We start from the raw sequence: 12385 nt of genomic DNA on the forward strand, positions 1-12385 counted from the left end.
CCCCGCCGCTCTCATGAAGCAGGCCGTCGCCCGTCTCGCGCCGGTGCTGCCGCTGCTCACCGACCTCGGTACCCGGTTCACGCAGGCGGGTCACGAACTCGCGCTCGTGGGCGGGCCGGTGCGTGACGCCTTCCTCGACCGGACCCCTCCGGACCTCGACTTCACGACGAGCGCCTCGCCCGACGAGACCGAGGCGATCCTGCGCTCGTGGGGCACCGCGACCTGGGACATGGGCCGCGAGTTCGGGACCATCGGCGCCGTCCGCCGCGAGGGGGGCACCGAGACCACGGTCGAGGTGACGACCTACCGCGCCGACGCCTACGACGGGGTGACCCGCAAGCCCGTGGTCGCGTTCGGGGAGTCGCTCGAGGACGACCTCGTGCGCCGGGACTTCACCGTCAACGCCATGGCCCTGCGCCTGCCCTCGCTCGAGTTCGTCGACCCCCACGGCGGGCTCGACGACCTGCAGGCCGGGCTGCTGCGCACCCCCTCGACCCCCGAGGTGAGCTTCGGCGACGACCCGCTGCGGATGATGCGAGCCGTCCGCTTCGTCGCGCAGCTCGGTCTCGTGCCGGCACCCGAGGTGTATGCCGCGATGCAGGCGATGGCCTCCACGATCGGGATCGTGTCGGCCGAGAGAGTGCGTGACGAGCTCGTCAAGCTCCTCATGGCCCGTACGCCCCGGCCCGGACTGGAGCTGCTCACCGAGAGCGGCCTCGCCGCCCACGTGCTCCCCGAGCTCCCGGCCCTCCAGCTCGAGGTCGACGAGCACCACCGGCACAAGGACGTCTACGTCCACTCGCTCATCGTCCTCGACCAGGCGATCGCGCTCGAGGGCCCCGCCGACGGCCCGCCCGAGTCCGTGCCCGGCCCCGACCTGTGGCTCCGGCTCGCCGCGCTGCTGCACGACATCGGCAAGCCGCCGACCCGTCGCTTCGAGGCCGGAGGGGGCGTGAGCTTCCACCACCACGAGGTCGTCGGCGCCAAGATGACGGCGAAGCGGCTCAAGGCGCTGCGCTTCGACAAGGAGACCGTCAAGGCGGTCGCCCGCCTCGTCGAGCTGCACCTGCGCTTCCACGGCTACGGCGACGGACAGTGGACCGACTCCGCCGTGCGTCGCTACGTCACCGACGCCGGACCGCTGCTCCAGCGCCTGCACCGGCTCACGCGCGCCGACTGCACCACCCGCAACGTCCGCAAGGCCCAGCGCCTCTCGCGCACCTACGACGAGCTCGAGGTGCGGATCGCCAAGCTCCTCGAGGCCGAGGAGCTCGGCGCCGTGCGCCCCGAGCTCGACGGCAACGAGATCGCCGAGGTCCTCGGGATCCGTCCGGGCCCCGTGCTCGGCCGGGCCTACAAGCACCTCCTCGCCGTGCGTCTGGACGAGGGCCCGATCGGCAAGGAGGCCGCCACGGAGCGTCTTCGCAGCTGGTGGGCCGAGCAGCCGGAGTCCTCCGAGCAGCAGGGCTGAGAACGACGGGGAGTCCTCCCCATCGTGCGGATCCCGCACGCACGGATAGGCTGGTTCGGCTTCTGGACGGCGGCCGCGGGGCCGCTGCCCTCGTCCCCCCATGGAGGTGGCCCTGTGCCCACGGTCGGCCATCCCAGCGCGCTGAGCCCGGCGTACCCCCGCATCGAGCTGACCCTGCCCGACGGTTGGGTGGCCGAGCCCGGTGGGGACGCCCTCCTGCGCGCGGTCCACGGCAGGGGAGGGGACCTCGCTCCGGAGCTCACGGCATACGTGCACACGTCGCGCGAGGCGAGCACCGACGACCTCGTCGACGATCTCGCGGGCCAGGCCCACGGGCGCGAGGAGGGCGAGGCGGAGGAGACGTTCACCGTCGAGATCGGTGAGCGCGAGTGGACCGGTCTCAACGTCTCGTGGATCGAGGACGGCGAACCCGTCTACCTCGTGCACCTCATCACCACGCTCGCGGCGGGCGAGGTCACCCAGCTCGTGCGGCTCACCGGGCGGATCGCGGGCCCGGACTCCGAGCAGGACTACGAGGAGGTCCAGGGGATCCTCGAGACGGTCCAGCTCGACCCGATGGGTGGCGGCGCGTGAGCGGCCGGCACTACTCCGCGCTCACCGGTCCCGACGTCCGGATCCGCTCGGGCGCCGCGACCCACGTCGGCCGCGTGCGCGACCACAACGAGGACAGCCTCATCGCCGAGGGACTCGTCTACGCCATCGCCGACGGCATGGGCGGGCACGCCGCGGGTGAGGTCGCGAGCGGCATCGCCGTGCAGGTCCTCGGCGAGCTCAACACGCGCACCCACGTGCGGTCCGAGGACGTCGTCGCCCTGCTGCGCCGCACCAACAGCCAGATCCTCGAGTCCGCCGCCCAGAACCCCGAGCAGACCGGCATGGGCACGACCGTCGCGGGGCTCACCGTGGTCGACGCCGGCGGCGCCGACCACTGGATCGTCTTCAACGTCGGCGACTCGCGGGTCTACCGCTACCTCGGCAACCGGATGAGCATGGTCACGCAGGACCACTCCGAGGTGCGCGAGATGGTCGACGCCGGCCTCATCACCGCCGACGAGGCGCTGCGCCACCCGTTGCGCAACATCATCACGCGCTCGCTCGGCACCGACCCCGGGCCGAACGCCGACGTCTGGGTGTTCCCGCCGCACCCCGGCGAGCGGTTCGTCCTGTGCAGCGACGGGCTGTCCAACGAGGTCGACGACCGCACGATCATGGTGGCGCTGCAGAAGTACGACGATCCGCAGCAGGTGGCGGACGCCCTGTGTCAGGCTGCCCTCGACGCGGGTGGGCGTGACAACATCAGTGTCGTCGTCGTCGCGTTCGACGCGGACGAGGACGACTCGGACGAGGCCGACACCGCCCCGCGCCACACCCTGATGCCGACCTGAGGACCCACACCGTGAGCAGCACCGAGGTCACGACCCAGACCCCCGCGGGCTGGGTCGCGCTGTCCGTCGGCGACCGGCACCTGGTCGTCCAGGGCTCGGCCGCCATGGCCGAGGACCTCCGCGGTCCGCTCGAGGCGGGGTTCGTCGAGGTGCTCGAGGCGCTGTCGCGCGACGGGCTGCGCGCCCTCCCGGACTTCGCGCTCGCGGACACGTCGGGCGAACGGACGCGCGTCGTCGTGCGGGGTTCCGCCGTCGTGCGCGCCGACGGTGACGAGGTCAGCGCGGACGGTCGTATGCCGTGGCGCGACCTCGACACCTCCGCTGCGGCTCTCGAGCTGGCCGGCCCCGGAGGGCGTGCCGGCTGGAAGCGGCCGAGGCGGCTCGGTCGTGCCGCGGCTGCTGGTGCGGGTTCGGGTGCTGCTGCTGGTGCCGGGGCTGGTGCGGGTTCGGGCCGGGCCGCGGCGACGCCGCCGGCCGAGGCCGCCCCCGACACGATGATGGAGGCGGGCGCCGAGACGAGCGCCGAGCCGGAGGAGGCGTCGGTCGCCGACGTCGCCGATGTGCCTGACGTGCCCGATGTGCCTGAGGCCGTGGACGCTGCCGAGCCGGAGAGTGCGCCGGACCAGACCTCGACCGACGACGCCGTCGACGACCCCGCGGATGCGGTCGAGCCCGCCGCCGACTCGACTGCGGAGGCCCCGCTGTCGCCCGCGGCACTCGCGCCGCCGGTGCCACCCCCGGCAGACCTCACGCTGCCGCCGTCCGAGGAGTACGCCGGGGCCGCCCCGGCCGAGCGGGTCACGCCGGCGCCGCAGCCCAAGGCGGAGAAGAAGGTCCTCATCGACAGCGTGCCGTGGCGGACCCTGCCCGACGCCGACGGTGGCGCCTCGGCCCCCGCGGCCGCATCCTCGACGCCCGAGCCGGCGGTTCAGGACGCCGCGCCGTCCGCACCCGAGGTGCCGGACGTGTCCGACGACGCGCCGAGCGCACCCGCTGCCGAGCCGGCCGACGGTCCGACCGGTCCCGACAACTGGGGCCTCACCGGCCCGCCCCCCACCCCGCCGGGCTTCGACGACCCGCCCGCTCCCGCCCCCGCGGCCGCCGGTGGGATGCCGACCACCGAGGCGATGCCCGTTCCGGGCGCCGAGCCGGAGCCGTCCGCCGCGCCGGCACCCCCGGTACCCGACGTCACGATGGACCGCAGCTCGCTCAACCCGGCCGCCGACGGTCCCGCGGACAGCCCGATCGTCCTCGCCGTGATCTGCCCGGCGGGCCACCACTCGTCGCCGCACGCGAGCACCTGTCGGGTCTGCGGACGGGACATCCCGACGCAGCAGCCGTTCCAGACGCCGCGCCCCCAGCTCGGGGTCTTCCGCGTCTCCACGGGTGGGCTCGTCCCGCTCGACCGCGGCATCCTCCTCGGACGCTCGCCCAAGGTGAACTCCGACCTTCCCCCGAGCAGCCGCCCCCACCTCGTCCGGCTGGCCTCGCGTGACAACGACATCTCGCGCAACCACGCCGAAGTCATCCTCGAGGGCTGGCACGTCCTCGTGCGTGACCTGGGGTCGACCAACGGCACCACTGTGACGCTTCCGGGCCAGGAGCCGGTGCGGCTGCGCCCGACCGAGGACTTCGGGATCGAGCCGGGGGCGATCGTCACGCTCGCCGACGAGGTCGCGCTGACCTACGAGGTCGCGGAGTGACCCGAGCACCCGTCACGGCCCCGGAGATCCCCGGGCTCGTCTATCGCCAACCGCTGGGCTCCGGCGGCTACGCCGACGTCTTCCTCTACGAGCAGCAGCAGCCGCGGATGCCGGTCGCGGTCAAGGTCCTCAAGCGCGAGGGCCTGACCCCGGCGATCCGTCGGCAGTTCGTCGAGGAGGCCGACACCATGGCCCAGCTCGCGGACCACCCCTACATCGTCCAGGTCTTCCGCAGCGAGCAGCTCGCCGACGGCGGCGCCTACCTGGTGATGAAGTACTACCCGCCGCCCAACCTCGCGACGCGGGCCAAGCGCGAGCGGCTCACGGTGGAGGAGGTGCTGCGCACCGGCATCCAGCTCGCGAGCGCGGTCGAGACCGCGCACCGGGCCGGCATCGTCCACCGTGACATCAAGCCCGCCAACGTCCTCGTGAGCCAGTACGGCGCGCCCGGCCTCACCGACTTCGGCATCGCCGGGCGCGCGGTCGGCCAGGACGAGCACGACGAGGACGTGGGTGTCTCCGTCCCGTGGTCCCCGCCCGAGGTGCTCTACGGCCAGAGCAACGGCGACGCCCGCAGCGACGTCTACTCGCTCGCCGCGACCCTGTGGCACCTCCTCGTCGGGCGCTCGCCGTTCGAGCAGCCGGGAGGCGACAACTCGGCATACGCGCTCATGCCCCGCATCCGGGCGACGCCCGTCCCGCAGACGGGACGCGCGGACGTCCCCCTCAGCCTCGAGCGGCTGCTGGGCCACGCCATGGCCAAGAAGCCCGACAACCGGCCCCAGACGGCGATCGACTTCGCCCGCGGGCTCCAGGCGATCGAGCAGGAGCAGCGCTTCGCCCGCACGCCGATCGTCGTCCTCGACGAGTCCGGTCACACGACGGTCGCCGACAGCACCGGCAAGCCCGCTCCCGAGCACACCGACCCCGACCGCACGAGCGTGCGGGCGCCCAAGGTCACCTCGGCGCAGACGCAGTCCCCGGCCCCCACGAGCACCGCGCAGCGCCCGCCGACCGAGACCGACGACGGACCGCAGCCGACGACGATCAGCGGCGGTGCGTTGCTGGCCGGTGTCGCCGTCGTGCTCGTCGCCCTCGTCGGGGCACTCGTCTGGGCCATCGGGTTCCGCGGCGGTGACGAGCCCACCGACGTCGCGACCGACGCACCGTCCGCGTCGGTGACGACGGGTGGCGGCGGCTCCATCGTCGACATGGCCGAGCAGCCGCAGATCGACGGGCGCGGGATCACCGGCGGCGTGGTGTTCTCGTGGCAGTACGCCGGGGTCCGCAAGGGCGACTTCTTCCCGATGCGGATCGCGTCGAGCGAGGCAGGGGTGCCCGAGGCGGTCGTCAAGACGTCCAAGGTGATGCCGTTCAAGGTGAGCGCCAAGCCGGGCGAGCTGGTCTGTGCGCAGGTCGCGGTCGCCAGGGCCGTCGGTCCGACGTCGCCCTACTCGCCCATCAAGTGCGTCCAGGGAGGATGACCCGATGTCGGTGACCGTGGAGTTCTGCGGCGAGGAGTTCACGGCGAAGGAGGACACGCCCCTGACCATCGGCCGGGTGGCCGACGTCGAGATCGACGACAACCCCTACCTGCACCGCGTCTTCCTCCAGGTGCACCGCGAGCACGACCTCTGGTGGCTCACCAACGTCGGCTCGACCCTCACCGCGACCGTCGGCGACCGACAGGGCCTCTTCCAGGCGTGGCTCAACCCCGGGGCGCGGATCCCGCTCGCGCTCGAGGCCTTCACGGTCTGGTTCACGGCCGGCCCGACGACCTACGACTTCGACATCACCGTCGACGACGCCACCTTCACCTCGATCGTCACCGAGCCCGAACCCGAGCCCGAGGACTCCCCGGGCGAGACGACGGTCGGGCGCGTCTCGATGACCCCGGACCAGAAGCTCCTCGTCGTCGCGCTGTGCGAGAGCTTCCTGCGGACGACGTATGCCGGCCAGGGCCAGATCCCGTCCTCTGCCCAGGCGGCCGAGCGGCTCGGCTGGACCACGACGAAGTTCAACCGCAAGCTCGACAACGTCTGTCAGAAGCTCGCCGACGCCGGCACCCGGGGCCTCCACGGAGGTCCCGGCAAGCTCGCCAGCAACCGCAAGGCACGCCTCGTCGAGCACGCCCTCTCCACACGCATGGTCACCGAGAAGGACCTGGCCCTTCTCGACTGACGAAGGGCGACTCCTCACCACCCCAAAGGGTGAGGTCAGGGGCCACTTCTGACCGTCTGACGCATGACTCTTCCCAAGGGTCCCCTCGGGACGGCAGGATGCACAGAAGTTCGTGCAATGCCGCGCGAACGTCCGAGCCCTCGGCTTGGTTCCTGGAGGAGAAAAATGACAGCTCGCACATCCCTGCGCGGGCGTCGGCGTTACATCGCCGCCGTCCCCGCGCTGGCGTTGGCGGCGACCGGACTGACCATGGGGTCCGGCTCCGTCGCTGCTGCGCCGAGCACCGCCCCGGCGTCGTCCGGCGTCGACGCTGCGCCGTCCTCAGCGTCGTACATCAACTACGTCGCCCCCCGCATGGAGACGGCGTACTCCACTGACAAGTCGGCCACCAAGAGCAAGGCGACCAAGGTCACGGCCGACCAGCAGCAGAAGGCGCTGGTCAAGGCCAAGCAGGTCGACCGCAAGCACAGCCAGGGCAACCCGCGCGCCGCGCGCCAGCTCGCCAAGGCCGAGGCCGAGTCGATCCGGACGGGCAAGAGCCCCAAGGCGCTCAAGGAGGCCGGCTACAAGAAGTTCAAGCAGGCCAAGACGATGCAGGAGGCCCGCCTCCTCACGATCCTCGTCGAGTTCAACGACAAGGCCAACGACGACTTCACCAACGTCATGGTCCCCGACGGCTTCAGCGCCGAGAACTGCGTCAAGGGCAACATCCAGAACGGGCCCAAGCACAACAACATCCCGAACCCGGCCCTGAGCAAGCTCAAGGACAACAACTCGATGTGGGTCAAGGACTTCTCCTCCGCCCACTACAACACGATGCTCTACACCAAGACGGGCATCACCCAGCGCGTCCGCCCCGACCTCAAGGGCCCCGACGGCAAGGCCGGCATCGACATCTCCGGCTACACGATGAAGAACATGTACGAGGAGATGTCCAAGGGTGCCTACACGGTCGGTGGCTCGGCCACCCCGTGGATCACCGTCCCGCACTCCGAGGCCTACTACGGCGCGACGCGCTGCTACCAGGACGACAAGGGTGTCTGGACCTACGGCGCGATCCAGGACATGCAGGGCCACCCGAGCAACCCGCTCGGCGCCGGCCAGCTCCCGATCGACGCCGTGGCGGCCCTCGCCAAGGCGCAGCCGAACTTCCCCTGGGCCGACTACGACCTCGAGGACCAGGGCGACCGCGACGGTGACGGCAACGTCCTCGAGCCCGACGGCATCATCGACCACGTCGTCCTCGTCCACGCCGGTGAGGACAAGTCCGGTGGTGGCGGCGCCGAGGGCCCGTACGCCATCTGGGCGCACTCGTCCGACGTCGCCGGTGGCGCACCCGTGCCCGGCACGAACCTCCGCCTGTCGAACTACATCGTCCAGCCCGAGGACTCGGGTGTCGGCGTGTTCGCGCACGAGTACGGCCACGACCTCGGTCTGCCGGACCTCTACGACACCGCGAGCGGTGGCGACAGCGACGTCGACTTCTGGGACCTCATGAGCTCGGGCTCGCACTCGGGCCCGATCTTCCAGTCGATGCCGACGCACATGGGCATCTGGGACAAGTGGGTCCTCGGCTGGGCCGACCCGCTCGTCGTCAACCCCGGCGACAAGACCCGCTCGGTTCGCCTTGGACAGACCAGTCGCACCCCGCGGGGGACGTCCGACGGCGTGAAGATCAACCTGCCCGGCAAGACGGTCACCCTCGCCGAGCCGCACAGCGGCGACAGCATGTGGTTCTCCAGCGCCGACCAGTCGTGGGCCAAGAACACGCTCTCGCGTGACGTCGCGGTCCCGGCCGGGGCCACCGACGCCAAGTTCTGGTCCTGGAACACCGGCTCCATCGAGAAGGACTGGGACTACGGCTTCTTCGAGGTCTCGACCGACGGTGGCACCACGTGGGCCGAGCAGAAGCTCTTCGACGAGACCGGCAAGGAGGTCACGACGCCTGACGGCTACGCCGACCCCAACGGCCGCATGAAGGACTTCGGCAACAAGAAGTACGGCGTCACGGGCACCATCGCGGGTTGGAAGCACTACTACGCCAACCTCACGCCGTTCGCCGGCAAGACCGTCAAGGTCCGCTTCCTCTACGCCACGGACGCGGCGTTCGAGGACACCGGCTGGTTCCTCGACGACCTGGCGCTCACCAACGGCACCACGACCGTCTGGTCCGACGACGCCGAGGCCAACAACGGCTGGACCGCCACGGTCGGCACCTACACCGACAGCAGCGGCGCCGGCTGGGTCCTCGACCCGGGCAAGCACGACTACGCCCAGTACTACCTCGTCGAGTGGCGCAACTTCGACGGGTTCGACAAGGGCCTCCAGTACGCCTACGACACCACCTACCAGAAGCTCGGTGGCGACGGTGCGTGGAAGGTCGAGAAGATCAAGTACAACGCCCCTGGTGCACTCGTCTGGTACCGCGACACGTCGTACGGCAACGCCAACCACGTGCTCAACAACCTCACGTCGCTCCCGAGTGAGGGTGCCAAGGGCGGCCTGCTCATCGTCGACAGCCACTTCGACCCGCTGCGCCGCAGTGGAGCGAACGCTGCCCTCGACCCGTCGGGCCTGAAGAACCTGCCGTCCCGCCCGCAGTCGTCCAACGCCGCGTTCAACCTGTTCGGGACCTACCCGTTCAACGAGTGCTCGACGAAGGCCGACTTCACCGGCGAGGCGTGCAACACGTTCGGCAAGCAGTCGGCCGTGAGCTCCTTCACCGACAACAAGGGTTGGTACCCCGGTATGGAGTACCGCCCGGACCTCAACCCGAAGCAGCCGTGGTACTACCGCGACGCCGACGCCTCCACGGTCGTCCCGTCCATGGGCAACGCGCCGTACAGCACCCGCGTCGTCGACAAGAACGGCCAGCCGCTGCCGCAGTTCTACGGCGGCGACCTGGGTCTCGTCACGCCGCTCGGTACCGGCAACCCGGCTGACGACGGTGTCGGCTACGGCACCGGTGTCTCCATCCAGAAGGCCGACCGCGGCAACATGGCGGCCCTCATCCGGGTGACTGCTCCCAAGAAGTGACCCGACACCCCGGCTGAACCATCGGGCCCGCATCCCCACCCGGAGGTGCGGGCCCGATGCCGTCCCCCGACTGGCGTCCGCAACCTTGGTCGCGTTCTCGACCACCTTTGCGGACGCAGCCGTATGCCGGGTGCGTGCGTCCGCAATCTCGGTCGCGTTCTCGACCACCTTTGCGGACGCAGCCGTATGCCGGCCGTTGTCCACACCTGATGGCTCCACCTGACGCCGTCCACAGGGCGCCGACTCGACGGTGGCGCCGTCCAGCTCCCCGGGTCTTTCCTCGTGGCATGACGACAGCCCCAGCCCAACGCTCTGCCCAGTGGTGTGAGGACCTGGGTGGGGTCGCCACACTTGCGGAGCTCACCAGGGCCGGGGTCACCCGTTCCACCCGACGCAACCTCATCCGATCGGGGCACTGGCGACCCATCGGGGCCAAGGGCGTGGTCCTGCACACCGGCTCGCTCCATGGCGAGCAGGCGCTGCGTGCTGCTCTCATCCGGGTCGGACCGGGCGCGCGCTTGGGCGGGACGAGCGCGTTGATCGCCCACGGCCTCACCGGGTTCGAGGAGTCACGCGTCCACCTTTGGGTGAGTAAGAGCGCCGCGAAGGACCGGCGCGAGGTCCCTGACGAGATCGTGCTGCACGAGACGAGTCGATGGAGCGCGAAGGACTGCGTCGGGACGGGACTGCCGAGGTCGACACCCGCCGTGGCCACCGTCCAGGCTGCACTGTGGGCCGTGTCGCCCACACAGGCGGCACTCTGCCTCGTGATGCCGGTCCAGCAGCGGCTGGTTCGGCCGGACGACGTCGTCACCGAGCTGGACCGGGTCGCGCGTCACGAGTACCGCAACATGCTTCGGGCCGTGGCGAACGACCTTCTCGGCGGAGTGCACTCCCTCAACGAGCTCGACTTCGCGCGCGAGTGCCGCCGGCGAGGGCTGCCGGAGCCCTCCCGCCAGGTCCGTCGGACACTGCCCGGAGGGCGAGTCGCGCTCGACGTCTACTGGGACCGGTTCAGGGTGTGCGTCGAGGTCAATGGCGTCGGTCACGACCAGCTCCTGACCGCGATGCGCGACGAGGTGCGTCTCGCCGGCCTGCAGGCGCAAGGTGATGCGGCGATCCCGTTGTCGGTCCTGACCCTGCGGGTCGCCCCCGAGCCCTTCTTCGCCTCGTTGCGCGAGCTCCTGCGGAGCCGCGGTTGGGCCGGATGAGGCACGGACGGCATACGAGCGTTCGTGACGTCCGCAACTCTGGTCGCGTTCTCGACCACCTTTGCGGACGCCACCCGAGCGGCGCTGCCAGCGTCCGCAACTCTGGTCGCGTTCTCGACCACCTTTGCGGACGCAACGTGCCGGTGGGACTGGTGAATGTGCGGGTTCAACTACTGCTCGGTAAGTCAAGAGTGGGTATGGACACCTAGGGGAGCGGGGGGTTTCAGCCGGTAAGGTGCGTCACGGCATACGCGGAGATTCTTGACACGTCAGGGGCTCTGGCTGGTGCCTGGCACCCACGGGGGGTGACGCCATCGGTTCGGGGACCGCGCAGGGTTCCGGGTCGCCGAAGGGTCGGCCCCGCCCCAGCGATGAGAGGACCCCGACCCATGACGGTCACCCACGACCAGGCCGCGTGGTTCACCACGACCTTCGAGGCGATGGTGAGCAACGTCGACAAGGCCGTGCTCGGCAAGGAGCACGTGATCCGGCTGGCCCTGACCTGCATGCTGTCCGAGGGGCACCTCCTCCTCGAGGACTTCCCCGGCACGGGCAAGACCCAGCTCGCCCGGGCGCTGTCGAGCACCGTCCACGGCACGAACAGCCGCATCCAGTTCACGCCCGACCTCCTGCCGAGCGACGTCACCGGTGTGACGATCTACGACCCGAACAGCAAGAAGTTCGAGTTCCACAAAGGCCCGATCTTCGCGACGATCGTCCTCGCCGACGAGATCAACCGCGCCTCGCCCAAGACGCAGTCCGCGCTCCTCGAGGTCATGGAGGAGGCCAAGGTCACCGTCGACGGCGTGCGGCACGAGGTCGGCGAGCCGTTCATGGTCATCGCGACCCAGAACCCCATCGAGCAGGCCGGCACGTACCGCCTCCCCGAGGCCCAGCTCGACCGCTTCCTCATGAAGACGACCCTGGGCTACCCCGACCACGACGCCACCGTCCGCGTCCTGCGCGACGCCAAGACCCGTGACCGCACCAAGGCCCTCGAGCCGGTCGTCACGAGCCAGGTCATCCTCGACATGGCCGAGCTCGCCGACGAGGTCCACGTCGACGACGCGATCCTCGACTACGTCTCGCGCATCGCCGAGGAGACCCGTCGCCACGTGAGCGTCCGGCTCGGCCTGTCCGTCCGCGGCTGCCTCGCGTTCATCCGGTGCGCCAAGACCTGGGCCATCGGCCAGGGCCGCACCCACGTCATCCCCGACGACATCAAACTCCTCGCCCAGCCCGTGCTCAACCACCGACTGCTCGTCACCGCCGAGGCCCAGTTCGCCGGCATCTCGGTCAACCAGGTGATCGACCAGATTCTCGGTGAGGTCGCCCCGCCGACCGAGCGCGTCGCCTGACGATGTCCGACCCGGTGGA

Annotated in this window: 9 protein-coding genes; all 9 read left to right on the forward strand. The window is 70.6% G+C overall.

The annotated features are described in order from the left end of the window. The first annotated feature begins 13 nt into the window (after positions 1-13). The 9 genes from ACSQ11_RS05790 to ACSQ11_RS05830 all read left to right on the forward strand — a co-directional run bounded on the left by ACSQ11_RS05790 (position 14) and on the right by ACSQ11_RS05830 (position 12366). On the forward strand, positions 14-1471 hold the full coding sequence (locus tag ACSQ11_RS05790; protein ID WP_436006714.1) for a CCA tRNA nucleotidyltransferase: 1458 nt from the start codon (positions 14-16) through the stop codon (positions 1469-1471). Between the two features lie 114 nt (positions 1472-1585). Then, a complete protein-coding gene (locus tag ACSQ11_RS05795) occupies positions 1586-2065 on the forward strand; it encodes a hypothetical protein (protein ID WP_436003936.1) in 480 nt (159 codons plus the stop codon). Next, positions 2062-2877, forward strand: coding sequence for a PP2C family protein-serine/threonine phosphatase (locus tag ACSQ11_RS05800; RefSeq protein WP_436003938.1), 816 nt, complete (start codon positions 2062-2064; stop codon positions 2875-2877). Before ACSQ11_RS05795 ends, ACSQ11_RS05800 begins: the two co-directional genes overlap by 4 nt. An 11-nt stretch (positions 2878-2888) precedes the next feature. Next, positions 2889-4580: an FHA domain-containing protein gene (locus ACSQ11_RS05805; RefSeq protein ID WP_436003939.1), complete on the forward strand. Its 1692-nt coding sequence runs from the start codon at positions 2889-2891 to the stop codon at positions 4578-4580. After that, positions 4577-6064 (forward strand): protein kinase domain-containing protein, encoded by a 1488-nt coding sequence (locus ACSQ11_RS05810; RefSeq protein WP_436003941.1) that lies wholly within the window; start codon positions 4577-4579, stop codon positions 6062-6064. Before ACSQ11_RS05805 ends, ACSQ11_RS05810 begins: the two co-directional genes overlap by 4 nt. Before the next feature lie 4 nt (positions 6065-6068). Then, positions 6069-6761, forward strand: a complete 693-nt coding sequence (locus ACSQ11_RS05815; RefSeq protein WP_436003943.1) for a hypothetical protein — start codon at positions 6069-6071, stop codon at positions 6759-6761. A gap of 165 nt (positions 6762-6926) precedes the next feature. After that, the gene (locus tag ACSQ11_RS05820; RefSeq protein ID WP_436003944.1) at positions 6927-9797 is read left to right on the forward strand and encodes an immune inhibitor A domain-containing protein; all 2871 of its coding nucleotides are present in this window, start codon (positions 6927-6929) and stop codon (positions 9795-9797) included. A 287-nt stretch (positions 9798-10084) separates the two neighbouring features. Beyond that, positions 10085-11008: a hypothetical protein gene (locus ACSQ11_RS05825; RefSeq protein ID WP_436003945.1), complete on the forward strand. Its 924-nt coding sequence runs from the start codon at positions 10085-10087 to the stop codon at positions 11006-11008. A gap of 389 nt (positions 11009-11397) precedes the next feature. After that, a complete protein-coding gene (locus tag ACSQ11_RS05830; RefSeq protein ID WP_436003946.1) occupies positions 11398-12366 on the forward strand; it encodes an AAA family ATPase in 969 nt (322 codons plus the stop codon). Positions 12367-12385: the final 19 nt, after the last annotated feature.

The sequence above is a fragment of the Knoellia sp. LjRoot47 genome, assembly GCF_964253435.1.
Taxonomy (GTDB): domain Bacteria; phylum Actinomycetota; class Actinomycetes; order Actinomycetales; family Dermatophilaceae; genus Knoellia.

Bases quoted from the DNA above. Each gene is read 5' to 3' on its own strand.
- ACSQ11_RS05790 (WP_436006714.1), top strand. From the start codon at position 14: ATGAAGCAGGCCGTCGCCCGTCTCGCGCCGGTGCTGCCGCTGCTCACC.
- ACSQ11_RS05815 (WP_436003943.1), top strand. From the start codon at position 6,069: ATGTCGGTGACCGTGGAGTTCTGCGGCGAGGAGTTCACGGCGAAGGAG.
- ACSQ11_RS05820 (WP_436003944.1), top strand. From the start codon at position 6,927: ATGACAGCTCGCACATCCCTGCGCGGGCGTCGGCGTTACATCGCCGCC.
- ACSQ11_RS05825 (WP_436003945.1), top strand. From the start codon at position 10,085: ATGACGACAGCCCCAGCCCAACGCTCTGCCCAGTGGTGTGAGGACCTG.
- ACSQ11_RS05830 (WP_436003946.1), top strand. From the start codon at position 11,398: ATGACGGTCACCCACGACCAGGCCGCGTGGTTCACCACGACCTTCGAG.